Origin of the sequence: Streptomyces sp. NPDC005752 (assembly GCF_040630715.1) — a bacterium.
Lineage (GTDB): Bacteria > Actinomycetota > Actinomycetes > Streptomycetales > Streptomycetaceae > Streptomyces.
Genome location: NZ_JBEXYB010000039.1, coordinates 1 through 23811, shown reverse-complemented (window position 1 = coordinate 23811; position 23811 = coordinate 1). Strand labels below are relative to the sequence as shown.

Below are 23811 nucleotides of genomic sequence, written 5' to 3'. Positions count from 1 at the left end.
AGGCCGCCCGGGGAGGGGCTGTCAGACGATGCCCTCGGCGATCTCCGCCTGCTCACGTGCGTTGCCGTACGCGGCCGGAGTGCTGTACGAACGGCGCGCTACGAACCACCACACCGTGGCCAGGACCAGCACCGCGACCAGGGCGATCGACGCGTAGTTCATCGAGTCGATGGTCACCGGCGAGGACTGCGGGAGCAGGAACAGCACGCTCACGACGGCGACCCACGCCACGGCGATCCAGCCGATCGGCTTCGACCAGCGGCCGAGGTGCCAGGGGCCGCGCTCGAACCGGTCCCCGGCCCGCAGCTTCAGGTAGATCGGGATGGCGTACGCGGGCGTGATCCCGATGACGTTGATCGCCGTGACGGCCCCGTACGCGGTCGCGGAGTACAGGGAGGGAACCGCCAGCAGCGCGGCGACGGCGACCGAGAGCCACACGGCGGGCACCGGGGTCTGGGTGCGCGCGCTCACCTTGCGCCACAGCGCGGAGCCCGGCAGCGCGTTGTCACGGCTGAAGGCGAACACCATCCGGCTGGCGGCGGCGACCTCGGCGTTGCCGCAGAACAGCTGCGCGGCGATCACGATCAGCAGCATGGCGGTGGCGCCCGCCGTGCCCAGCGCGTCGATCAGGATCTGTGCCGGGGGGACCCCGGTTGCGCTGTTCTGGGTGCCCGCGTAGTCCTGGATGGCGAAGGTCAGTCCGGCCAGCAGCACGAAACCGGCGATCCACGAGACCCAGATCGCCCGGACGATGCCCTTGGCCGCCGTCACCGACGCGTTGGACGTCTCCTCGGACAGGTGCGCGGAGGCGTCGTAACCGCAGAAGGTGTACTGGGCCAGGAGCAGACCGATCGCCGCCACATAGATCGGGTTCTCCCAGCCGGTGCCGTTGACGAACTCCGTGAAGACGAACGACGGCGACTGGTGGTTGGAGGGCACGATGGCCAGCACCGTCACGATCACGGCCACACCGCCCAGGTGCCACCAGACACTGATCGAGTTGAGCACACTGACAAGGCGCACACCGAAGAGGTTCAGTACCGCGTGCAGCAGGAGGATGCAGAGGAAGATCAGCATCGTGGAACCGGGGGTGGGATCGAAGCCCCACTGCAGATTCAGCAGGGCTCCCGTGAACAGGGCAGCCCCGTAGTCGATGCCGGCGATCGCGCCCAGGAGACCGAGCAGGTTCAGCCACCCGGTGTACCAGCCCCATTTGCGGCCACCAAGCCGGTCCGCCATGTAGTAAAGGGCCCCCGACGTCGGGTACGCGCTGGTGACCTCGGCCAGGGCCATGCCCACACAGAGCACGAACAGGCCGACACCGGCCCAGCCCCAGAGCATCACGGCCGGGCCACCGGTCGACATGCCGAAGCCGTACAGCGTCATGCAGCCGGAGAGGATCGAGATGACGGAGAAGCTGATCGCGAAGTTGCCGAAGCCGCCCATGCGACGGGCCAGTACCGGCTGGTACCCGAGCTCGCGCAGCCGCTGCTCTTCGTCCTTCTGCGGTGTGGGCTCCGTGCTCGACGGGGTCGAGGCGGATATGGACATGGGAGATGACCTCCGGGTGGGGGGACGGGGAAAGGAAGGGTCCTGAGGCGGTGACGGCAGGTCAGCCACGGGCGGTTCGCTGTCGAGGGCCGGCCGGTCAGCCGTGCGGGGGCTCTCTCCCGGGCACGGGCTCGGCGGTCAGACAGCGGTTCCGGGCCCGGAGGAACACGTCCTCCGCGCCGACCGGATCCTGCGGGGTACGGGTGCGGTGGGCCCAGGGCACCGACGTGTAGTACGGACCCATCGCCCGGAACACCGGTGCGGCGTCGGAGAACCGGAGCGAACCCCACAACGCGTGGGCGAGATGGTTGAGATCGAGCAGGGACCGTGCGGCCGGTTCGGCGGCCGCGAACCAGATGTCGAGGGCGCGCCGGGCGTCCCGCTCACCGTCCTCGGTGACCCAGTGCAGGTCAAGCGCCCGCTCGTGACCGTGCTCACGGCGGTAGCGCTCCACCCGGACATAGAGCGGCAGCACATGGAGCGAGGAGCCCTCAGGGGCCGAAGAGGCCGCCCACTGGACGAAGTTGACCGCCTCGGAGAGGGAGCCGCTCGCCTGTCTCGCGTAGACGAACTGCAGCATCCGGTGATAGGCCTCGCGGTTGAACGGATCGCGTTTGTCCGCCTCCGCCAGCAACCCCCACGGCCCGGGGAACAGCATCGGGCCGGGAGGCAGCAGCCGGTGCTCCTCCATACGCTGCCCCTCGTCGAGCTGGGACAGTGCGAGCAGGCAGACCCAGGGCACCGGATCCGTGGGTGAGGCGTGCGCGGCGGAGCGGCACCCCTCCCACGCCTCATGCCACAGCTCCTGCGCTCTCGGACGCCCCTCCCGGTGGGCGCGGACGGCCCGCTCCACGGCCACCCGTGCGAGCATCACCGTCGCAGCGACGCTCTTCGGCTCCTCGGCGAGCCAGGTGTGCACCGTGTCGGAGCCCGCAGCCACAGCCGCGAGGATCTGGGTCCGCTGGGTCCAGAGCGCCCAGTCCGGCGTGCTCTCCAGCAGATTCCGCATGGCGAGCCAGCGGCCGGTACGCACATCCTGTAATGCCACCCGCAACGCGTGATCGTGGCCTGCGGGGTGGTAGACCGGCCGGAAATCACCGGCAGCCATGCGTGCGCCCCGCCCCTGAACGCGCGGTGGGGGAAGGGCGGGAGGCCGGACACGGCGGCACGGCGCAGATTCGTCTCGTCATGAATCCTCATGGAACGTGGGGGGTTGGGCTGTTCAGCGATGAACTACCGGTGGTCATCGTCCGGTTGTTCACCCGGCGGAGAGTGTAGAGCCCGGAGAGCCGGCGTTTCGGTGACTCCGCGGATCTTACTCAAGTAGTCCACACGCACAGGACGTTGATCTCTCGCCGGGGCGCCGCGCAGGATGTTCTGGAGAGGGTTGACGCAAGACGTGGTCTGCACGACTGTGGGCGCAGGGACCAGATGATCACGATTCCGCCCGGGTCCGGGTGGTCCGCACGGCTGGAGCGTCGCTTGACAGAGCCGGTACTCGCCATCGACCAGGGGACGTCCGGGACCAAGGCACTGGTGATCTGTCCCGAGCGTGGGGTGATCGGTTCCGGTTCGGCGCCCGTGCGCCCGCGGTACGGCGCCGGTGGCCTCGTGGAGGCCGATCCCGCCGAGCTGATCGGGTCGGTACTCGACGCCGGCCGGCAGGCGGTGGCGGAGGCGGCCGAACCCGTTGCGGCCGTCGGGCTGGCCAACCAGGGCGAGACGGTGCTGGCCTGGGACCCTGCGACAGGCCGGCCGCTGACCGACGCCGTCGTCTGGCAGGACCGGCGCGCGGAGGGGATCTGTGACGAGCTCGCCGCACACGGGGACGAGCTGAAGCGGCTCACCGGGCTACCGCTCGATCCGTACTTCGCCGCCCCCAAGATGGCGTGGATCCGCCGTGAAGTGACCCGGAGAGGTGTCGTGACGACCAGCGACTCCTGGCTGGTCAACCAGCTGACGGGAGCCTTCGTCACCGACGCCGCCACCGCGGGGCGCACCCAGCTCCTCGGACTCCGCGACGTCGACTGGTCGCCCGAGGCACTGGAGATCTTCGGCCTGTCGGACGAACGGCTGCCCGACGTCGTCGACTGCGCCGGACCGGTCGGCACCACCACCGCGTTCGGCCCGGAAGTACCCCTGACCGGCCTCCTCGTCGACCAGCAGGCCGCCCTGCTGGCACAGAACGCCCTGGAACCCGGCCAGGCCAAATGCACCTACGGCACCGGGGCGTTCCTCCTCGCCCAGACCGGCCGTCGGCCGAGCACCGGCTCCAGCGGCCTCGTCAGCTGCGTCGCCTGGCGTCTCGGCGGGCTGACGGACTACTGCCTCGACGGCCAGGTCTACACGGCGGCTTCGGCCGTGCGCTGGCTCACCGACCTCGGGGTGATCTCCGGCGCCGCGGACCTCGATCGGGTGGGCGCGTCGGTCCCCAGCACCGGCGGAGTCACCTTCGTCCCGGCGCTCGCCGGCCTCGCCGCACCCTGGTGGCGCAGCGACCTGCGCGGATCCCTGACCGGCCTCGGCCTCGACACCACAGCCGGACACCTGGTCAGGGCCCTCTGCGAGGGCATCACCGCGCAGGTCGTCGCCCTGGCCGAGGCCGCCGGGTCCGACCTCGGCTCCCCGCTGACCACACTGCGCGTCGACGGCGGCCTGACCCGATCCGCGCTGCTCATGCAGACCCAGGCGGACCTGCTGCAACGCCCGGTCGAGGTCTCGGCACTGCCCGATGTGACCGCGCTGGGGGCCGGAGCGGTGGCACGGCTCGGGCTCGACCCCCGACTGCCGCCGAGCAGCGCGACACCCGAGTGGCGGCCCTCCGCGGTGTACGAACCACGCATCGGCCCAGAGGAGGCGGCGGAGCGCCTCGCCGGATTCCGGGCCGCCGTGGACAGCCTGCGGGAGCGCGCGTGACCGTCACCCTCACCACGGCCGGCCCCCTGCCCTCGGGGCAGGAGGCGGACGACACGTACGACGTCACCGTGATCGGCGCGGGCGTCGTGGGAGCGGCCATCGCCCGAGAACTGGCCCGCCACCCGCTGCGCACCGCCCTGATCGACGCCGCAGACGACATCGGCAACGGCACGTCGAAGGCCAACACCGCGATCCTGCACACAGGGTTCGACGCCGTCCCCGGATCGCTGGAAGCCCGCCTCGTCCGCGAAGGGCGTGACCTCCTCGCCGCCTACGCCACGGACACCGGCATCCCGGTCGAGCGGGTCGGGGCCCTCCTCGTCGCCTGGGACGAGGACCAGCTCGCCGCACTACCCCGACTGCGGGACAAGGCCGTACGCAACGGCTACGACAGATCCCGCGTCATCGGAGCCGACGAGCTGCGGGTCCGCGAACCACATCTCGGACCCGGAGCGCTCGGTGCTCTCGACGTTCCCGACGAGAGCATCATCTGCCCCTGGACCACCCCGCTCGCCTTCGCCACCCAGGCGGTCCGGGCAGGCGTCCACCTGCACCTGAACTGCCGGGTGGCGGACGTCGGCAGCGACGCCGACGGCCATACGCTCACCACCTCGCGCGGACCGCTGCGCACGCGTTACCTGGTCAACGCGGCCGGGCTGCACGCAGACGAGATCGACCGGCTCCTCGGCCACGACGCGTTCACCGTGACCCCGCGCCGGGGCCAGCTCATCGTCTACGACAAGCTCGCCCGCGACCTCGTCGGCCACATCCTCCTGCCGGTCCCGGGCCCGGAGGGCAAGGGCGTCCTGATCGCACCGACGGTGTTCGGCAACGTCCTCCTCGGACCCACCGCCGAGGAGCTCGACGACAAGACCGACACCGGATCCACCGCCGACGGCCTGCACCTCCTCCGCGAGAAGGGCCGCCGGATCGTGCCCGGGCTCATCGACGAGGAGGTCACCGCCGTCTACGCGGGCCTGCGCGCCGCCACCGGCCAGGAGGACTACCGCATCCAGGAGTACCCCGCTCTGCGCTACGTCGCCGTCGGCGGAATCCGCTCCACCGGCCTCACCGCGTCCATGGCGATCGGCCGCCACGTCATGGAACTCCTCGCGGCGACCGGGCTGGACCACGGCGAGCCCCACGCACTCCCGCCCCTGACGATGCCCGGCCTCGGCGACGCCTTCCCCCGCCCCTTCCGGAACGCCGCCCTGATCGCCGAGGATCCGGCATACGGCACGCTCGTCTGCCACTGCGAACAGGTCACCCTCGGCGAGATCCGGGACGCCCTGGCCTCGACGATCCCCCCGCACTCCCTGGACGGCCTACGGCGCCGCACGCGCGCCCGTGGCGGCCGTTGTCAGGGTTTCCACTGCGGCGCCGCCGTCCGCGCCCTGTTCGAGGAGGCGCGGCCATGACCCGCATCGCACGTGAGGTCGACGTCCTGATCGTCGGCGCGGGCCCCGCCGGTCTCGCGGCCGGAGCGGAACTCGCCGCCGCGGGAGCGGGACGGGTGGAGATCCTGGAGCGCGATCAGCAGGCCGGCGGAATGCCCCGCCACTGTCACCACGGCGGATTCGGGGGACGTCTGGACCGGTCCGCGTACGCCTGGGCATCGGCGACGGCATCCGCGTACGCACAGCGAGGGACGACCGGGCCCGAATACGCCCGGCGGAGCGTGACCGCTGCCCTGGACGCGGGCGCGGCCCTGCGCACCGGAGTCACCGTCACCGGCTGGGCGGGACCCCGCACCGTCGAGACCACCGGACCGGCCGGACTCGAACGGATCACCGCCCGAGCCGTCGTCCTCGCCACAGGCGCCCGCGAACGGCCCCGCAGCGCTCGGCTGATCCCCGGCACCCGGCCGCCCGGTGTCTACACCACCGGCGAGCTCCAGCAGGCCGTCGACCTGTACGGCCAGCCGATCGGCACCAGGGCGGTCGTCGTCGGTGACGAGCCCGTCGGCCACGCGGCCGCCGCCACCCTGCGCGCCGCCGGGGTCGACGTCGTCGCCATGGTCACCGACCGTCCGTCCGCGCCGGTCCGGCTGCGGAACCGGCGCGTCCCGCTCCTCACCGGTGCGACCGTCACGGGACTCACGGGCAGGACCCGGCTGTCCGGGGTGGCGCTGCGCCACGACGACGGCCGCACCACCACACTGCGCTGCGACACACTCGTCCTGACCGGCGACTTCGTCCCCGACCACGAACTGGCCAGGCGCGGTGGGCTCGTTCTCGACCCGGGCACCCGAGGTCCCGCCTACGACGCCTCGTTCCGGACCTCGCGGCCCGGTGTCCTCGCGGCCGGGAACCTGCTGCACGCCGTCGAACGCGCGGGGTTCGCCGCGGGGGAGGGCCGGGCCGTGGCGGTGCCCGTACTGCACCGCCTGGCAGGAACCGACGACCCCGCGGGAGGCGGTCGTCCGCTGGTCGTCGAAGCACCGCTGCAGTGGATCGCCCCCAACCTGACGGGGCCGGACGGGGTGCGCCCGCAGGGGGGCCGGTTCGTGCTGCGCACCGTGCTGCGGCTGGCCCGGCCGCTGCTCGTCGTCTCGCAGGACGGGCGTGAGCTCCACCGGGAGCGGCATCTGGCGGCAGCGGTCCCCGGAAGGCCGTTCACCCTGGCGGCCGACTGGACGGACCGGGTCGACCCCGCCGGCTCGTCCGTACGGATCACCGTGCGCTGAAGGGCGGGCCGGGGACCGCTCAGGGAATGAGCAGCCAGTCCGCGCCGACGGCGGCCACCAGCCCGATGCCCAGCAGCCAACTCCCCAGCCGGGTCCTGCCGTTCCTGCTCAGCTCGATGACCACACCGCAGAGGATGAGCGCGAGCCCGTAGACCCCGACGACCAGCACCGAGGAACGGCTCGCGATCCGCAAGGCCAGGACGACGGCCATCGCCGCCATGCCCGCCGAGGAGAGCACGATCCGCAGCCGCCGCGCCTGACGTGGTGTGAGTCTCCGCTCCTGCGCGGCGGGTCCGGATATCCCCGCAGGGCTTTCGCCCGCCTCCGGGTCCTGCTGGTCCTGCTGCGTGTCCTGCTGCTGGGCCTGGTCCTGGTCCTGGTCAGAAGTGCTCATGACGCCGGATCGTAATGGCTGCGGCCCGTGATGTTCGCGTCACCGGGGGATCACCCCGGTGACCAGGGGGCTCGATCAGGCGATCGACGCCGACACGATGGCCGAGACGGCCAGGTTGCAGGCTGCCGTCACCCACACCGCCGGGTGCGGCTCCCGCTCCACCAGCGTGGCCCCCAGCTTGCCGGGCGTGACCAGGTCCACGACGAGGAAGGCCACGGCCATCATGATCAGGCCGAGCAGCCCGAACGCGGCGGTCGAGGCCAGCCCCTTGCCGAAGTCCTCGTACGTCGTCCAGATCGACGTGAACACGATGCCGCCGATGCCCACCAGGGCCGAGCTCAGGAGCAGCGCCGCGTTGCGGTTGCGCTCCTCCCATATCTGGCGGCCGAGCTTGCCCGGTGTCAGGGCGTCGATCAGAAATATGCCGAGAACGAGCAGTACGACGCCGAGGGCCCCGTATGCGGTGGCACGGCCGAGGCCGTTGATGATGTCGGTCATCGGGGCGTCCGTCTCCTGAGCGAGTGGTCGAAGAATGGAACACGAACGTGGCGGTTGCGATCGACACGTCGTCAAGAAGGAGCAAAACCTATCGCACTCATGTGCTCACTCCCCGGCCCGGCCCCCCTGCCGCAAGCGGGGTGCCTCCGTGGCCGCGTCCACCGTCGCAGCGCCCCGTTCGTCTCCTCGCGCGTCTCCGCCGTCATGTCGTCCGCCGCCGGTGTCCTCCTCAGCGTCCGCGGGCCCCGTGGGGTCCACGCGTCCCGCCAGCTCCCGCGCCCAGCCGATCAACCCGTCCACACCGATCCCGTGCGGATCAGCCGTCCGGAATCCTTCGACGGCGGCGGCTCCCCGCCTCAACAGCCGTGCTCCGCCTGTCGTGTTGCCCCGGGCCGCGTGCGTCAGCCCCACCGACATCTGCGCGAGGCCGCGCCACAGCTCGCGCTCCGTGTCCGGCCCGGACTTCCAGGCGTCCTCGAACACCTCGTGGGCATGGAACGGCATACCCGCGTCCAGCAGCCGCTGGGCCTCGCGCACCGTCTCCTCGGGGGAGCGGACGACTCCCTCCGGCTGCCGCTCCACCCCAGGTGTTCCGTACGGCAGGGGGCGCCCCAGCCCGTCCCGGGGGCGCGCATTGCGCGCCCGCCCTTCCTCGTCGCGGTCCCTGCGAGATTCGTCCACTCCTCGATTGTGCCTCGCACCTGCGAACAACCGTGGGAACCCTGTCCCTGGGCACCCGCGCGCGACTAGGCTCGGTGCCCTCCGCAACCACCCTGGGAAGGGGAGGCATGAAGCCGTCCCGGCCGTTGTACGAGCGCGAACCGGAACTCGCCGCCGCAGCGAAGGCGTTGGACGCCCTCTGCGGCGGGCAGGCAGCCGGCGGGCTGCTGGTCTTCAGCGGCGAAGCAGGCATCGGCAAGACCGCGCTGCTCGGCGAGATCAAGGCCATGGCCGAAGACCGCTGCACCATCTGGTCCGCGCGCGGCGGCGAGACGGTCACCTCGGTGCCCTTCCACGTCGTACGCCAACTGCTCCAGCCCGCGCTGGACCGGTTCCCCGCCGACGAGACCCGCGCCCTGTTCGGCGACTGGTTCGAGATCGCCGCACCCGCTCTGGGCCTCGCCGATCCCAGAGGCCCGCAACCCGACCCGCAAGGTGTCAGGGACGGCCTCGACTTCGTCGTGTCCCAGCTCGCCTCCCGCCTCAGCCACCGACCGCTGCTCCTCATAGTGGACGACGCGCACTGGGCGGACGGCGAATCCCTCGCCTGGCTCGCGGGCTTCACCGCGCGGCTGTCCGAACTGCCCGTGCTGGTCCTCCAGGCTCACCGCCCCCAGGAGCTGGCCGACCGTGACGCCGACTGGGCCATCGCCCGCACCCCCCGGAACAACGGCGCCGAGGGACACCCGGCCCTGACCCGGGTGGCGTTGCGCGCGCTCACCCCCGAGGCCACGGCGGACCTGGTGCGCGCCGGGCTGGGCGACCACGCGGACGATCCCTTCTGCCGCGAGGTCTGGGCCGTCACCGGAGGCAATCCGTACGAAGCGGTCGAACTCGTGGCCAAGGCACAGGACCGCGAACTGGCGCCGGTCGAGGAGTCCGCCGGGTTCCTGCGTGAACTCGGGGCTTCGGCCCGGGGCAGCGGGCTCGTCGCCCGCCTCGAACGCCTCGGCACCAACGCCAACCGCTTCGCCTGGGCGGCGGCCGTTCTCGGCACCGAGATCTCCCAGGAACTCGCCGCCACCCTGGCCGGAATGAGTTCGGCCGAGGCCGCGGACTGCACGGCGCGGCTGCGGGAGGCCCGGATCGTCAGCGGCTTCGATCCGCTGGAGTTCGTCCATCCGCTCATCGCCAGCGCCGTCTACCGCTCCATCCCGCCTGCGACCCGCACCGCCATGCACGGACGCGCCGCCTGGGCGATCACCCAGGCCGGACTCGGCGCGGCGGCGGCATCCCGCCACCTGCTCGAAGTCCACGCGGACGACGACCAGGAACTGGTCGCGCAGCTCCGCGAAGCAGCCCGGCAACACCTCGCGGTCGGGGCCCCGGAGGCAGCCCGGCGCTGCCTCGAACGCGCACTGGACGAGCCGCCGCGCCCCGGTGACCGGGCGGCGCTGCTGTACGAACTCGGCTGTGCCACCCTGCTCTCCTCGCCGGCCACCACGGTCCAGCACCTCCGCGCCGCGCTCGACACGCCGGGCCTCGACGGGGCCCTCCGGATCGACGCCACCTTCCGGCTGGCCTCCGCCCTTTCCCACAACAACCAGCTCAAGGACGCGGCGCTCTCGCTTGCCGCCGAGGCGTCCCGAACCGCCCCCGGCCCCGGCCTGATGCGGCTCCAGGCCGCGCACTTCCTGTGGGAGGGCATGCAGGCCGCCGAGGACGACGGCCCCGGGCGGTCGGCCCGCCTGGCACGCAACGCGGACCACCTCAAGGGCCGCGACAACGCCGAGCGCGCCCTGCTCACCCTGCGGGCCTTCGACGCCATGCTCCGTGGTGAGAACGCCCAACTCGTCGTGGACTTCTGCGAACGCGCGCTCGTCGACGGGCGGCCCGCTCGCGGGCTCGGCTGGACGGACTCCGAGTGGGGCTTCGAACTACCCGCGATGGTGGGCATCACCTACGCGTTCACCGACCAGCTCGACCGGGCCGGAGCGCTCTTCGGCGAGGCGGTGCGCGCCTTCGAGATCTCCGGCTGGAGCGGCGCGCACCTCGCTTTCGCGCACACCCTCCTGGGCCTCGTGCACCGCCGTCGCGGACGTCTGGCGGAGGCCGAGGTCTTCCTGCGCGAGGGTCTGCGCCTCGCCGACCGTGCCGGCAGCGGACTGCCCGTTCACTGGGACGCCACCTGCCTCCTCGTCGACACCCTGCTCGCCCGCGGCCGGACCGCGGAGGCCCGGCTGGTCGCCGACCGGTACGACTTCGGCCCGCCGTACCCCAGCGCGATGGTCCTGCCGGACGCCCCGTGCGTACGCGGGCGACTGCTGCTGGCCGAGGGGCGCGCGGAGGAGGCCGTGGCCGAGCTGGAGGCCGCGGGGGCGGCGCTGGAGCCGCGAGGCCGCTTCAACGGGGTCTGGGCCCCCTGGGCGGGGGATCTCGCCCGCGCCCTGGCCGACACGGACCCGGTCCGGGCCGCCCAGCTGGCGACACGGGCGCGCGTCCACGCGGAACGCTTCGGCACGGACACCGCGATCGGCGAGGCCCTGCGCTGCCTGGCCCTCTTCGTGCCCGCGGAGGAGGCCACGCACCTGCTGTCCGAGTCCGTGCGCCACCTCGAAACGTCCTCGTCCGCCTACGAGCACGCCATGGCCCGTTTCGAGTACGGCATCGCGATCCGGTCCGAGCGGGAGCTCGCCCGGGCCCAGAAGCTCGCCACCGCCTGTGGTGCGGAGGGACTCGCGACCCGCGCCCAGCAGGCACGCGCGTCGATCCGGTCCTCCGAGTGAGGTAATGTTTGTCCTGCGCAGCCGCCCGGGAGCTCCGGGAGGAAACGCATCGGGACGTAGCGCAGCTTGGTAGCGCACTTGACTGGGGGTCAAGGGGTCGCAGGTTCAAATCCTGTCGTCCCGACTCGTGAGAGTCGCAGGTCAGGGCCGGTTTCGGAGAAATCCGAATCCGGCCCTTGATCATTTCTGGGACCCGGCTGTCGACTCCTCGGCCGCGAGAGGGTGCGGCGGGAACACGCGCCACGCACAGGGGCACCTGAGGGCGGCGCGCGCCAGGCGCAGCGTCGTTCCCGTGGCGTGGCGATCACAGGGCGACCGGGGGAGGGGCGTGTCGCACCAGCCTGTGGCTCGGCCAGGCACCCGCTCCGCGGCACGGCCGGGGGAGACGCGCCGCATCCCCCCCGGCCGCTCAGCCCTCGGTCCAGCCGTGGTTCTTGGCGAACTGGAGCAGCCCGTCGCGGATGTGCAGGATCTGGGTTCCCGTCAGCGTGGGGGCGGCGGACAGCAGCACGTCGGTCACCTCGTGCAGATAGTCGTTCGCGGCGAGCACGTCGCACAGGGAATCGTCGTTGTCCGCCTGCCTGGGCGGAGCCGGCCGGGCGGCGACGGCGGCTGTCCGAGCGGCCGGCGGTGTGGCGTCGGCTCCCTCCGCGAGCCGGACGGACGAAGCCTTGAGGCCGCGGTCCCCCTGCTCCACCTCGAACTCCACGGCGATGCCTGAGCGCAGGAGGTGCTCGGACACCAACAGATCGTTCACATGCAGGAAGACGTCTTCCCCGCCATGATCCGGAGCGATGAACCCAAAACCCCGAACACCGTCGAACCGCACCACACGACCTGCAACCATGCCATCAACCCCAGAATAAGCCGGGCCACTTGCCCGGATGAATGTCACGCTTCCGAAAATTGGCCGGTGCCGTGCGACGAGGGCAGGGCACGATCGGGCCGGTTATGGATCCTTGCTGCGTCCCACCCCTTCGGACGTCATGCGGCGGCCAGGTCCAGAATGTACTGACCGTAGTCGCTCGTGGGTCCCAGGCTGTCGCCTATCGCGGACAACTGAACGGCGTCTATGAACCCCATCCGGTAGGCGATCTCCTCGATACAGGCGATACGGATCCCCTGACGCTTCTCGATGATCTGCACGAAGGTCGCCGCTTCGAGGAGGCTGTCATGGGTCCCGGTGTCGAACCACGCGCTTCCGCGGCCGAGATTGACGAGCCGGGCGCGGCAGCTTTCCACGTAGTTGAGGTTGAGGTCGGTGATCTCCAGCTCTCCCCGCGGCGACGGGGTGAGCTCGTCGGCCATGGAGATGGCATCGTTGTCGTAGAAGTACAGTCCCGTGACCGCGAGGTTCGACGTCGGCTTTTCGGGCTTCTCCTTGATGGAGACGATCTTTCCGTCCTTGTCCAGTTCGGCTATCCCGTAGCGTTCGGGATCGGCGACCGGGTATCCGAAGAGGGTGCAGCCGCTGAGGGACTCACGCTCTCTCTGCAGGAGGGTCGGGAGCTGGTGGCCGTAGAAGATGTTGTCGCCGAGGATCAGGGCGATCTGCTCGCCCCCGATGAAGTCCCGGCCGAGGCGAAGTGCGTCGGCCAGTCCGTCCGGGTGCTGCTGGACGGCGTAGTGCAGGTCGAGGCCGATCCGGTGCCCGTCGCCCAGTAACTCCTGGAAGGCCCCGATGTACTTGGGGCTGCTGATGATCAGGATGTCCTGGATTCCCGCGTGCATGAGAACGGAGAGCGGATAGTAGACCATCGGCTTGTTGTACACGGGCAGTAATTGCTTGGATGTTATGCCGGTGACCGGCCTGAGCCTGGTCCCCGCCCCTCCGGCCAGGACAATTCCACGCATGATTCACTCCGAGATCTCTGGGTTCTTCACGGCAGCAGCGGGCGCCACCAGGAGCTGTTCTCCCGGTACCAGTCCGCTGTTTGGCGCAGTCCTTCCGAGAAGGGGACCTGAGGGGCGTATCCGAGCAGTCGAGCCTTGCTTCCGTCCAGGGAGTAACGCTTGTCGTGACCGAGTCGGTCCGGCACCGGCTCGATCATTTCCGGGCCGAATCCGAACTCCTCGAGCAGAAGGTGGGTGAGTTGGAGATTGGACAGCTCGGAACCGCCGCCGATGTTGTACACCTCGCCTGGAAGGCCTTTCTCCAGAACCTGCCATATTCCCCTGCAGTGGTCGTCCACGTGCAGCCAGTCCCGGATGTTGTCGCCGTTTCCGTAGAGCGGCAGGGAGCGTCCGCCCATGAGCTGGGTGATGAACCGGGGAATGAGCTTTTCCGGATACTGGTAGGGGCCGTAGTTGTTGGAGCAGCGGGTGACCGATATGTTCATTCCGTATGTTCTCGCATACGCCAGCGCGATGTGGTCGGCGCCCGCTTTCGACGCGGCGTACGGAGAGTTCGGATCGACGGGCGACTCCTCCGTCCACGAGCCCTTCGCGATCGATCCGTAGACCTCGTCCGTCGACACATGGATGAAGCGTGGAATGCCGGCGCCACGGGCCGCCTCCAGCAGTGTCTGCGTACCCAGGAGGTTGGTACGGACGAAAGCGCCGGGGCCTTCGATGGAGCGGTCGACATGTGTCTCGGCGGCGAAGTGGACGATGACGTCGTGCCCCGGCAGCAGAGAACGGAGCAGCGGGGCGTCGCAGATGTCACCGTGCACGAAGGAAAGGCAGGGGTGGCCGGCCACCGGAGCCAGGTTCTCCGTGTTCCCGGCGTACGTCAGTGCGTCGAGAGCGGTGATTTCCATCTCGGTGCGGCCGGGAAAAGAGCCGCCGAGCGCATGCCGGACGAAAGCCGAGCCGATGAATCCGGCGGCTCCGGTGACTAGGGCGCGCATGGGTCTCCTTGATTGTCGATCCGATGCCCTGCGATCCGTGATCGGCGCTCTGCTGTCCACCAGTGGTCACGCAGAGGCGACGTCGCGTTTCTGGGCGCGCCAGTGCCGGACCCATTCCTCCAGGATCTCGGCTGCCTTCTCGGTCCCGTGCTCGGCACGTACGGATTCACCGACGTCGTGTGCTTTCCGCCGCATGTCATCGTCGGACAGAGCAGCGCCGAGTGCCACGTCGAGGCGTTCGGCGGTGAACTTCTGGAATGGAATGGGCTTCGCCGCCACACCGAGCGCGTGCACGTTCGCCGCCCAGAACGGGCTGTCGGCGAAGGTGGGCACGACAACCTGGGGGCGGCCGGAGCGCAAGGCTTCACCGGTGGTGTTGCAGCCGCCGTGGTGGATGAAGGCGGCGGAGCGCGGCAACAGCCACGGGTAGTGCACGTCATCTATCCGGAACACGTCTTCCGGGACCGTGGTGGGCCCCCCGCCCACGAGCACGAGCCGGCGCCCGTGGGAGCGCACCACGGCCAGGACCTTCTGCAGGGTCTCGGCCGGTGGGTGCACCGGCCAGATACTGCCGAAGGACAGGGTCACCGGGGGAGTCCCGGAATCCATGAAGTCGACCAGCTGCTGCGGCGGCGTCCACTTCCGGTCCCAGAACCAGTAGCCGGTGATGTGTGAGCGTTCGGGCCAGTCGGAAGGCTCGGTGAACAGAGCGCGGGTCACCGGGCAGAGCAGCGGGACGTCCTTGCCCAGATTTCCGTAGGGTGCGCCGAAAGGCAGCGGCGGCAGACTCGCGTCCTTACGAAGACCGCGGATGGTGATCCAGTCCAACAGTCCCGCAAGCCGGTGGGTCAGGCGGTTGTAGGACCTACCCAGGTGGTACTGCGGGAGGATCATCGCCGGCCACTGTGCCGTCGGGTTGAGGGGCCACCAGGTCACCGAGCCCCACGGTGCGCTGTCGTCGGACTCGAAGGAGATGCGGCTCAGGATGCTGTTGACCACGAGGTCCGCGCCCGCCGAGGCCTTCGCCACCTTGGCGGCAAGCTCCTGGATGTGCTCGGAGGTCGGCCGCGGGACCTTCCGCGCGGCACGGAACAGTGACGCACCCTGCTGCAGCGCCTCCGCGAGGGCAGGGTGGGCGAGGAAGTCACGCGGACTCCCGGGCAGTTCGATGAACTCCAGCCCTGCCTCCCGCACCAGCGCCTCGAAATCCCCGTGGGTTGCGAGAGTCACCGCGTGCCCTCGGGCCTTCAGTGTCGTGCCCAGTGCGATGAACGGCTGGACATCCCCTCGCGATCCCAGTACGACTAACGAGGCGCGCATGGACCCTCCATAGAAATGTCGCTGGTGAGACGGCTTCGACCCGGATGGTCAGTAGGCCGAGGTGTAACGGTCGAGAATCCTGTCGAGGTAGTCCGGCTCGGAGACCGACCGCATGGGCGGCAGCAGTCCGCACAGTTTGGCTATCGAAACCCTCGTCAGGGTCGGTGCCGTGTCGATGACTTCGTGCCGGGGGGCGACGCCCATGCGCTGTTCGATTCCCCGCACGACGGTCGCGATCGGCTGTGGCACGCCTGAGGCGATGTTCACGATCTCCTCCTGCACCCCCTGGGCGAGCAGCCCGTCGATCGCCTGGACCACGTCGGCCACGTCCACCAGGTCACGGTGCGCACCCCGGTGCAGCTGCACGGTCCCGCTGCGTACCTGCCCGACGAGCGAGGGCAGCAACTGGTGGGACCGCTGCCATCGGCCCACGGCGTGGCTCAGGCGCAGGGACAGCCACCGTGCACCGGACTCGGCGATCGCACGCTCCAGCTTCAGTTTCTGCCTGCCGTAGGGCGATTGCGGCTTCACGTCCGCCCGTTCGTCCAGGGCGACTTCCGTGGTTCCGTAGATCGCGTGGGACGCCGTGGACAGGTAGACGACGAGGCGGCCCGCGCGGTGGCACCGGTCGGTGATCTCGTGCACCAGCGCCTCTTCGCGGGCGAACTCCTCAGGCGCCCGGACGCCGGTGCTGGACACACCGGCGGCGACCACCGTCGCGCACGGGTGCCGGTGCGCGATCGTGGCCAGGTTCTGTGCGATGAACCCGTTGCCGATGATCTCCATCAGACCTGCTTCCCTGCCACGACACGATGGGCGGACGTGGCGATCCGGTCGAGGAGTTCGGCGGTACGCAGCGCGGTCGCGGCCCAGGCGTCATGGTCCGGATCGGATCCGGAGGATCTCGACCGCGACACCGCCTTCACGAACGACTCCGCCGATCTGGCGAACTGGTGCTCAGCGGGAAGCGTGATCTCCTCGGCATGGTCCTGCTCATCGATGCGGACCAGCGGCGCCATGGTGGGTGGCGGGGTGAACGCTCGGTCGACGGACAGTCGCCCGCTGCTGCCCCACAGCGTGTAGCTCGACCCGTAACTGTGCTCGAAGCCGAAAGTGACTGTCACGGTCTCCCCGGTCGCCGCCGCGAGCACCGCGCTCCCCGCCACGTCGACGCCTGCCGCGGGGTCCTCCCGCAGCACAGCCCCCGCGACGGTGAGTTCGTTGCCGAGGAAGTACTGGGCCAGCCGGACGGGGTAGAGCCCTGCGTCGAGCAGCGCACCGCCGCCGAGGTCGGCCCGGTAGCGCACATCGGTCCCGGGCAGCGGCGGAAAGCAGAACGCCGCGTCGATGTGCCGTAGACGTCCGATGCGGCCGGCTCCGACGAGCTCGGCGACCCGCCGGTGCAGTCCGTGGTGGACGAACGCGATGTTCTCGCGTAGTACCAGCCCCCGGTCTGCCGCGAGTTCGGCCAGTGCGGCGGTGTCCGCCGGGCGGGTGGTCAGCGGCTTCTCGGCCAGTACGTGCTTGCCGCACATGAGCAGTCGGTTCACCCACCGGTGGTGCAGTGAGTTGGGTACCGACACGTAGACGGCGTCGATGTCGTCCCGCTCGAGCAGTCTCTCGTAGCCGTGTACGGCGGCGCAGTCGAAGCGGGCGGCGAACCGTTCCGCCTTGTCCCTCTCGCGGCTGGCGACCGCGACGACCGTGCTGTCCTGAACATCTCGCAGCGCGGGCAGTGTCCGCCGCCAGGCGATCGAAGAAGCGCCGAGCACGCCGATGCGCACCGGACCGGACTGATGAGGGCTGTCCATCGGTCAGTTCCCCATCGGTCGGAGGGTCAGGCTGTGCAGGCAGGCTGTCAGGCTCCTGGCCTGTATGTTCACGTAGTGGCTGTGCTGGATGAGGTCCGTCAGCTGGTGGACGGTGAGCCAGCAGAAGTCCGCCGGGGCGGTGAGCTTGCGATCCGGGTCGGCTTCCACGATGAGGTAGCGGTTGCGGGTATGGAAGAACCTGCCGCCCTCCTCGGACAGGACGGTGTCGAACCGGATGCTGTCCTGGGGCGCCTGCAGCATCTCGTCCAGGAACGGAGGGCGGGCCCTTGCCGGCACGCCCCGGTAGTCCTCCGGCGTGCACTGCAGGGTGGGAGCCACCTCGACCATGTCCAGAAGTCCGGGCTCTGCCCTGACGTTGGCCAGGACGTGCAGGACTCCCTCGATCCGCTGGGTCAGGAAGGCGACCACTCCGAGGTTACGCGCCTGGATCATCGGCTGCGTCCAGCCCCGCACCTCACGGCTGCCCGCGCGCACGTCCACGGCCATCACGTCGAAGAACAGGCCTGTCTCGTGTGAGATCCGGTCCGACGAGCGGTGCCAACCCTCGATTTGGCCGAGGCCGACCGGCGTGGTGTCCATCTCGGAGCGAACGCGGGCGTCGGTGATCCAGTGCTGCACCTGACGTGAGGTGCGGAGCGTGCCCTGGTCCGCACCGAGGGACCTGACCAATGCGGACCGGAAGGTCCCACTCTGGAAGTCGTGAGCCTTCGAGAGGCCAGTGCCGGACAGTGGAAGGCACGACAGGACGGTGCGCGCGTCCATGTTCACAAGATCGTCAATCGATAATAATTCGTGCAGTTGGCCGATCGAGAGCCAGTGGAAGCCTTCCAGCACCTCGACGTGTTCGTCCACCTCGACGATGATGTTGCGGTTGCGCTTGCGGTAGAACCAGGACCCCTGCTCCGACTGCAGCACATCGGTGATCACGTGCTGTGACGGGGCATCGCGAAAATAGTCCAGATAGGGGACCGCTTTACCGCCGTGCACCCCGGTGTAGTTACTCCTGGTCGCCTGCACGGTCGGCGAAAGCTGTAAGCCGTTGCAGTTCCCGGGCTCCATCTTGGCCTGCATCAGGCAGTGGAGCGTGCCGTCGAATTCTTTTACCAGGATCCCGAGCAGGCCGATCTCCGGTTGGCTGATGATCGGCTGCGACCACTGGTGTTGTGCCGGCCCCTGCGTGGCCCTTACATTCAAGCCCTCGATCGAGAAGAACTTGCCACTGTCATGAACGATGTTTCCGGTCGCGGCTTCGAACCGCCAATCGGTTAGTGCATCAAAATCAATTCTTCGGACCTGCGACGCATCACTGTCTCTGAGTCCGGTGAACCAGCTGTGGAAACTCTTCAGGCTCGCGGCTGTGCTGTCGGCTGCCCATAAGGATCGCGCTATCCGCATGGATAAGACGGAATCCTGAGTATGTAACGCGGACGGAGACTCCAACGAGGTGTGAGTCATCCTTAACTCCCTCGGATTTGACGTGTGGGGTGCCGGAGTGGACGACTGTCGCTGACCGCGGCTCAAGTGCTGGTGGCCGGGCGGGGTTTAAGGGCCGCCGATTCGGGCTTTCTCCGCCCTGTGACCCTGTGGATCGGCGTGACGCACGCTTCAGCCAAGCGTGATCGGTCCGCCGCTGTCAACCCACTCCTGCTGTGAATGTCGGCCGGAGAACGCCAGGATGGATCGTGTGATGCAGCTCACATGGCAGCTCGGCTTGTATGGCCTAGCGTTAGGGAACTGATCGCTGAAGGTGCAGCGGGTCTTTCCTATGTTACGCACCGGTTTCCGGCCGGCGCAGTGCAGGACCGCTGTAGAGTCCGACTGATAGGCGGGGGCGCCGGACCGTGCAAGCATTCATTCGTTGCTTCTCTGCCGTTCCCGGCCTCCTGTATGCCAGGAGTTGCCTGGTGGGAGCGTGTGAGCGGTGTATCCGTACAACGCCGACAGGTGCGGGGCGCAGGGCGTGAGGGATGGCGCCGAAGCCATCGTTTCCGTGTGACGTTGTTGCTGGGATGTATATTCGCGACATGGCGAGAGGCTCGAAATTGACCAGGGGCATTGGTTCGTTACCGTCCGTTCACGCCGATGTTCCGATCGCAGTGGTCGGGATTTCCTGCCGGTTACCCGGAGCCAATTCACCGGAAGATTTCCGGCGGCTCCTCAGCAACGGCGTGAACGCGGTGACACCAGTGCCACGAGGCCGGTGGGCGAGTCCTCGGGCCGAGGAACCGGCGGTTGCCTTACGCGGCGGCTTCCTCGACCGGGTGGACGGTTTCGACGCGGACTTCTTCGGCATCTCGCCGCGCGAGGCCGTGGCCATGGACCCGCAGCAGCGGCTGGCGCTCGAGCTCGGCTGGGAGGCGCTCGAAGACGCGGGCATCGTCCCGCGCAGCGTCGCAGGTCGGCGATTAGGCGTCTTCGCCGGAGCGATGAGCGACGACTACGCGTCTCTCCTCCAGCAGCAGCCCGCCGAGGCGGTCACCCACCACACCCTCACGGGTCTGCACCGGGGCATGATCGCCAACCGAATATCCTACTTACTCGGAGTTTCCGGACCGAGCCTGGTCGTCGACTCGGGCCAGTCCTCCTCGCTCGTAGCAGTGCACATGGCCTGCCAGAGTCTGCGAAGCGGAGAGAGCGAGATCGCCCTCGCCGGCGGAGTGAACCTCAACCTCACCTTCGACGGCACCCTGAGCGTCTCGCGATTCGGTGGACTCTCACCGGACGGTCGTTGCTTCACCTTCGACGCCAGGGCGAACGGCTACGTCCGAGGCGAGGGCGGCGGTTTCGTACTGCTCAAGCCACTGGCCCGGGCATTCGCCGACGGAGACCGGATCCACGGCGTCCTGCGCGGCAGTGCGGTCAACAACGACGGCGGCGGTGACAGCCTCACCGCACCGAGCCGGGCAGCGCAGGAGGACGTCCTGCGCCGGGCCCATGCCGCAGCCGGAATCGAGCCTGCGGACGTGCAGTACGTAGAACTGCACGGCACCGGTACAGCGGTCGGCGACCCTGTCGAGGCGGCGGCACTGGGGGCGGTCATCGGATCGTCGCGTCCGCCGGACATGCCGCTGCGAGTCGGCTCGGCCAAGACGAACGTGGGGCACCTGGAAGGCGCTGCGGGCATCACCGGCCTCATCAAAGTCATACTCGCGCTGAAGACGGGTGAACTCCCCCCGAGCCTCAACTTCGACAAGCCGAACCCCGCCATCCCGCTCGACGACTTGAACATCCGGGTGCAGACCGAGGCGTCCCCCTGGCCCAGGCCCGAAGTGCCCCTGACCGCAGGGGTGTCCGCCTTCGGTATGGGCGGTACCAACGCGCATGTCGTGGTGGAGCAGGCTCCCGTCGCCGAGGAACAGCCCTCCACGCACGCACCGGCGACGGTGCTGGACATGGGCTCGGTGGTGCCGTGGCCGGTATCAGGCCGTTCCTCCGAGGCATTGCGCGGACAGGCTTCGCGGCTGCGTGAGCTGGCTGCCGGCTCTGCCGTCGGCGCGTTGGACATGGGGTGGTCGCTGGCGTCGTCGCGGACGGCTCTGGAGCACCGTGCCGTCGTGCTGGCCGCGAACCGGGAGGAGTTCCTCAGCGGGCTCGACGCACTGGCGTCCGGCGAGCCTGCGGAGAACGTGGTGAACGGGGTTGCCGCGGGGGACCCTCCCGGCGTGGTGTTCGTCTTTCCCGGCCAAGGGACGCAGTGGGTCGGCATGGCGACCGGGCTGCTCGAGGCATCGCCGGTCTTCGCCGAATCGATCGGGGAATGCGCAAAGGCGCTGACGCCGTACATCGACTGGGACCTGACCGACGTCCTGCGCGGTGCATCGGGCGAGAGCCCGCTCGACCGGGTGGACGTCGTTCAGCCCGTTCTGTGGGCTGTGATGATCTCGCTCGCCCGGGTCTGGCGCTCGCTCGGTGTCGTCCCGACGGCCGTGCTGGGGCACTCGCAGGGCGAGATCGCCGCCGCGTGCGTGTCCGGTGCTCTGTCACTGGCTGACGGAGCGAGGCTGGTTGCCCTGCGGAGCCAGGTCATCGCCCAGGAACTGGCGGGCCGTGGCGGCATGATCTCGGTCGCCGCTTCGCCGGAGCGGGTGGCTGAGCTGCTGGCGGCCCAGGACGACGTATGGGCCGCAGTGCTGAACGGCCCGGCCTCGACGGTCATCGCGGGGAGCCCCGACGCTCTGGCCGGGGCCGTCGCCTCGTTGGAATCGGCCGGTGTCCGCACGCGGGAGATCGCGGTGGACTACGCCTCACACACGCCACATGTCGAGCAGGTCCGGGATCGGCTGATGGAGCTGGCGGCTTCGATCACCCCGCGGACCGGCGACGTGGCGATGTACTCGACCGTAACCGCCTCGCCGGTCGACACCACATCGCTCGACGCCCAGTACTGGTACCGGAACCTGCGGGATCCGGTGCGGTTCCAGGACACGATTCACTCCCTGCTCGACGCCGGGAGCACGGTGTTCCTTGAGGTCAGCCCGCACCCGGTGCTGACATCCGCGATCACGGAGGCGGGCCACGCCGCCGACGCCGAGATCTTCGCCGCCGGGACGCTGCGCCGCGATCAGGGCGGATCCGAGCGCCTTCTGACATCGTTGGCAGAGCTCTGGTCCCACGGCGTCGGCCCTGACTGGACACAGGTGTTCGCCGGCACCGGTGCACGCCGGACCGACCTGCCCACATATGCCTTCCAGCGCCGGTCCCACTGGCCGGCTCTGTCCGACGCCACTGAGGTCCGGACATCCGACACCCCGGCTGCGGAACCCGTAACTGTCGTGGAGGGCGAACCGGCCCCCGACGCGCTCCATGTGGTCAAAACGCAGGCCGCTGTCGTGCTGGGGCACGGGACACGGGCCGGGCTCGACGTGCGGCGGACCTTCAAGGACCTCGGGTTCGACTCGATCATGCTCGGCGATCTGTGCAACCGGGTGAACACCGCCATGGGTACGCGACTGTCCAGCGTCACTCTCTTCGACCATCCGACCCCGGCGCGGCTGGCCCGACACATCGAGTCAGGGGCTGCCGAAAGCGCTCCTGCCGCGGTCCGAGAGGCCTCCTCCCCGACCGACGACGACGATCCGATCGCGATCATCGGGATGAGCTGCCGCTATCCCGGCGGAGTGTCTTCTCCCGAGGACCTGTGGCGCGTCGTCCTCGACGAAACGGACGCCATCTCGCCGTTTCCTGAGGACCGAGGCTGGGACATCGAGAGGTTGCGTGGCTCCGACGGCCACGCCAACAGCTTCGCCGAGGGCGGCGGCTTCCTCGACCAGGTCACGGACTTCGACGCCCGCTTCTTCGGCATCTCACCCCGCGAGGTACTGGCGATGGACCCGCAGCAGCGGCTCCTGCTGGAGACGTCGTGGGAGGTGCTGGAGAGGGCGGGCATAGCCCCGGACTCGTTGCAGGGCAGCCGGACCGGCGTGTTCATCGGCACGATGGACCAGGAGTACGGACCGCGGTTGCACGAGGCCTCGGACACGTTCGACGGCTACCTGCTCACGGGCAAGACGACCAGCGTCGCCTCGGGCCGCATCTCCTACCTGCTCGGACTCACCGGACCCGCGATCACGCTGGACACGGCGTGCTCCTCCTCGCTGGTGGCGCTGCACCTGGCGGTGCAGTCCCTGCAGTCAGGGGAGTCGTCTCTCGCGATCGCCGGCGGGGTGACGGTCCTGTCCTCTCCGGGAATCTTCACCGAGTTCAGCCGACAGGGCGGGCTGTCCCGCGACGGCCGCTGCAAGGCTTTCGCCTCTGCCGCCGACGGCACAGGCTTCGCCGAGGGTGCAGGGCTGCTGCTGGTCGAGCGGCTGTCCGACGCCCGACGCAACGGACACCGGGTACTGGGCCTGGTGCGGGGTTCGGCGGTGAATCAGGACGGTGCGTCGAACGGGCTGACCGCGCCGAACGGCCCCGCGCAGCAGCGGGTCATCCGTCAGGCGTTGGCGAACGCGGGGGTGTCCGGTCCCGGGGTGGACGTGGTGGAGGCGCACGGGACGGGGACGACTTTGGGTGATCCGATCGAGGCGGATGCTCTTCTTGCCACGTATGGGCAGGGTCGGTCCGAGGTTGGTCCGTTGCTTCTGGGGTCGTTGAAGTCGAATATCGGGCATGCGCAGGCGGCTGCGGGTGTTGCCGGGGTCATCAAGATGGTGATGGCGATGCGGCATGGTGTGGTGCCTGCGACGTTGCATGTGGATGAGCCGTCGCCGCATGTGGACTGGACCGCTGGTGCGGTGGAGTTGGTGACGGAGCGGAGGGTGTGGCCGGAGACGGGTCGGGTGCGTCGGGCGGGTGTGTCGTCGTTCGGTGTGAGTGGGAC

The 23811-nt window shown here is 69.5% G+C and carries 17 protein-coding genes and 1 tRNA gene; 6 read left to right on the top strand and 12 right to left on the bottom strand.

The window, feature by feature from the left end; translation table 11 throughout:
• Positions 1-21: 21 nt before the first annotated feature.
• The gene (locus tag ABZ441_RS27585; RefSeq protein WP_205023851.1) at positions 22-1551 is read right to left on the bottom strand and encodes an amino acid permease; all 1530 of its coding nucleotides are present in this window, start codon (positions 1549-1551) and stop codon (positions 22-24) included.
• Positions 1552-1648: 97 nt separating this feature from the next.
• Positions 1649-2659 carry a hypothetical protein gene (locus tag ABZ441_RS27580; RefSeq protein WP_358979004.1) on the bottom strand — a complete coding sequence of 337 codons (1011 nt, stop codon included), beginning with the start codon at positions 2657-2659 and terminating at the stop codon, positions 1649-1651.
• A gap of 374 nt (positions 2660-3033) precedes the next feature.
• Here ABZ441_RS27580 and ABZ441_RS27575 point away from each other — a divergent pair, with 374 nt between their 5' ends.
• From ABZ441_RS27575 to ABZ441_RS27565, 3 genes are read left to right on the top strand one after another with little or no spacing between them, the layout of a single operon-like run.
• On the top strand, positions 3034-4467 hold the full coding sequence (locus tag ABZ441_RS27575) for an FGGY family carbohydrate kinase (RefSeq protein ID WP_358979002.1): 1434 nt from the start codon (positions 3034-3036) through the stop codon (positions 4465-4467).
• Complete coding sequence (locus ABZ441_RS27570; protein WP_358979000.1) at positions 4464-5885, top strand: FAD-dependent oxidoreductase; 1422 nt, start codon at positions 4464-4466, stop codon at positions 5883-5885. Before ABZ441_RS27575 ends, ABZ441_RS27570 begins: the two co-directional genes overlap by 4 nt.
• Positions 5882-7153 carry an FAD-dependent oxidoreductase gene (locus ABZ441_RS27565; RefSeq protein WP_358978998.1) on the top strand — a complete coding sequence of 424 codons (1272 nt, stop codon included), beginning with the start codon at positions 5882-5884 and terminating at the stop codon, positions 7151-7153. The genes ABZ441_RS27570 and ABZ441_RS27565 overlap by 4 nt, the downstream gene beginning before the upstream one ends.
• Positions 7154-7172: 19 nt before the next feature.
• On the opposite strand, the gene ABZ441_RS27560 is transcribed toward ABZ441_RS27565, so the two are convergent.
• The 3 genes from ABZ441_RS27560 to ABZ441_RS27550 form a co-directional block, all read right to left on the bottom strand.
• Positions 7173-7547, bottom strand: coding sequence for a hypothetical protein (locus ABZ441_RS27560; RefSeq protein WP_358978996.1), 375 nt, complete (start codon positions 7545-7547; stop codon positions 7173-7175).
• A 75-nt stretch (positions 7548-7622) separates the two neighbouring features.
• On the bottom strand, positions 7623-8045 hold the full coding sequence (locus tag ABZ441_RS27555; RefSeq protein WP_205023845.1) for a DUF350 domain-containing protein: 423 nt from the start codon (positions 8043-8045) through the stop codon (positions 7623-7625).
• A 105-nt stretch (positions 8046-8150) separates the two neighbouring features.
• The gene (locus ABZ441_RS27550; RefSeq protein WP_358978993.1) at positions 8151-8726 is read right to left on the bottom strand and encodes a DUF309 domain-containing protein; all 576 of its coding nucleotides are present in this window, start codon (positions 8724-8726) and stop codon (positions 8151-8153) included.
• 107 nt (positions 8727-8833) lie between these two features.
• Between ABZ441_RS27550 and ABZ441_RS27545 the strand changes: the two genes are divergently transcribed.
• Together ABZ441_RS27545 and ABZ441_RS27540 are read left to right on the top strand one after the other, a co-directional pair.
• Positions 8834-11491 carry an AAA family ATPase gene (locus tag ABZ441_RS27545; protein ID WP_358978991.1) on the top strand — a complete coding sequence of 886 codons (2658 nt, stop codon included), beginning with the start codon at positions 8834-8836 and terminating at the stop codon, positions 11489-11491.
• A 50-nt stretch (positions 11492-11541) separates the two neighbouring features.
• Positions 11542-11615 (top strand) — tRNA-Pro (locus ABZ441_RS27540).
• A gap of 285 nt (positions 11616-11900) precedes the next feature.
• Here ABZ441_RS27540 and ABZ441_RS27535 read toward each other — a convergent pair.
• The 7 genes from ABZ441_RS27535 to ABZ441_RS27505 form a co-directional block, all read right to left on the bottom strand.
• Positions 11901-12338 (bottom strand): cold shock domain-containing protein, encoded by a 438-nt coding sequence (locus ABZ441_RS27535; protein ID WP_358978989.1) that lies wholly within the window; start codon positions 12336-12338, stop codon positions 11901-11903.
• A gap of 137 nt (positions 12339-12475) precedes the next feature.
• Positions 12476-13345 carry a glucose-1-phosphate thymidylyltransferase RfbA gene (gene rfbA / locus ABZ441_RS27530; RefSeq protein ID WP_358978987.1) on the bottom strand — a complete coding sequence of 290 codons (870 nt, stop codon included), beginning with the start codon at positions 13343-13345 and terminating at the stop codon, positions 12476-12478.
• Between the two features lie 26 nt (positions 13346-13371).
• On the bottom strand, positions 13372-14340 hold the full coding sequence (gene rfbB / locus ABZ441_RS27525; protein ID WP_358978985.1) for a dTDP-glucose 4,6-dehydratase: 969 nt from the start codon (positions 14338-14340) through the stop codon (positions 13372-13374).
• A gap of 66 nt (positions 14341-14406) precedes the next feature.
• Positions 14407-15660 (bottom strand): glycosyltransferase, encoded by a 1254-nt coding sequence (locus ABZ441_RS27520; RefSeq protein WP_358978983.1) that lies wholly within the window; start codon positions 15658-15660, stop codon positions 14407-14409.
• 48 nt (positions 15661-15708) lie between these two features.
• Positions 15709-16446, bottom strand: a complete 738-nt coding sequence (locus tag ABZ441_RS27515; protein WP_358978981.1) for an NAD-dependent epimerase/dehydratase family protein — start codon at positions 16444-16446, stop codon at positions 15709-15711.
• A complete protein-coding gene (locus tag ABZ441_RS27510) occupies positions 16446-17471 on the bottom strand; it encodes a Gfo/Idh/MocA family oxidoreductase (RefSeq protein ID WP_358978979.1) in 1026 nt (341 codons plus the stop codon). The genes ABZ441_RS27515 and ABZ441_RS27510 overlap by 1 nt, the downstream gene beginning before the upstream one ends.
• Before the next feature lie 3 nt (positions 17472-17474).
• Positions 17475-18887: an NDP-hexose 2,3-dehydratase family protein gene (locus ABZ441_RS27505; protein ID WP_358978977.1), complete on the bottom strand. Its 1413-nt coding sequence runs from the start codon at positions 18885-18887 to the stop codon at positions 17475-17477.
• 701 nt (positions 18888-19588) lie between these two features.
• Between ABZ441_RS27505 and ABZ441_RS27500 the strand changes: the two genes are divergently transcribed.
• The coding region (locus ABZ441_RS27500; RefSeq protein ID WP_358978975.1) for a beta-ketoacyl synthase N-terminal-like domain-containing protein at positions 19589-23811 on the top strand (4223 nt) is incomplete at its 3' end.

What these genes read in the sequence shown, in the direction of transcription:
- ABZ441_RS27585 (WP_205023851.1), bottom strand. Translation starts at nt 1,551, where the DNA reads ATGTCCATATCCGCCTCGACCCCGTCGAGCACGGAGCCCACACCGCAG.
- ABZ441_RS27580 (WP_358979004.1), bottom strand. Translation starts at nt 2,659, where the DNA reads ATGGCTGCCGGTGATTTCCGGCCGGTCTACCACCCCGCAGGCCACGAT.
- ABZ441_RS27565 (WP_358978998.1), top strand. Translation starts at nt 5,882, where the DNA reads ATGACCCGCATCGCACGTGAGGTCGACGTCCTGATCGTCGGCGCGGGC.
- ABZ441_RS27560 (WP_358978996.1), bottom strand. Translation starts at nt 7,547, where the DNA reads ATGAGCACTTCTGACCAGGACCAGGACCAGGCCCAGCAGCAGGACACG.
- ABZ441_RS27555 (WP_205023845.1), bottom strand. Translation starts at nt 8,045, where the DNA reads ATGACCGACATCATCAACGGCCTCGGCCGTGCCACCGCATACGGGGCC.
- ABZ441_RS27545 (WP_358978991.1), top strand. Translation starts at nt 8,834, where the DNA reads ATGAAGCCGTCCCGGCCGTTGTACGAGCGCGAACCGGAACTCGCCGCC.
- ABZ441_RS27535 (WP_358978989.1), bottom strand. Translation starts at nt 12,338, where the DNA reads ATGGTTGCAGGTCGTGTGGTGCGGTTCGACGGTGTTCGGGGTTTTGGG.
- rfbA (WP_358978987.1), bottom strand. Translation starts at nt 13,345, where the DNA reads ATGCGTGGAATTGTCCTGGCCGGAGGGGCGGGGACCAGGCTCAGGCCG.
- rfbB (WP_358978985.1), bottom strand. Translation starts at nt 14,340, where the DNA reads ATGCGCGCCCTAGTCACCGGAGCCGCCGGATTCATCGGCTCGGCTTTC.
- ABZ441_RS27520 (WP_358978983.1), bottom strand. Translation starts at nt 15,660, where the DNA reads ATGCGCGCCTCGTTAGTCGTACTGGGATCGCGAGGGGATGTCCAGCCG.
- ABZ441_RS27515 (WP_358978981.1), bottom strand. Translation starts at nt 16,446, where the DNA reads ATGGAGATCATCGGCAACGGGTTCATCGCACAGAACCTGGCCACGATC.
- ABZ441_RS27510 (WP_358978979.1), bottom strand. Translation starts at nt 17,471, where the DNA reads ATGGACAGCCCTCATCAGTCCGGTCCGGTGCGCATCGGCGTGCTCGGC.
- ABZ441_RS27505 (WP_358978977.1), bottom strand. Translation starts at nt 18,887, where the DNA reads ATGCGGATAGCGCGATCCTTATGGGCAGCCGACAGCACAGCCGCGAGC.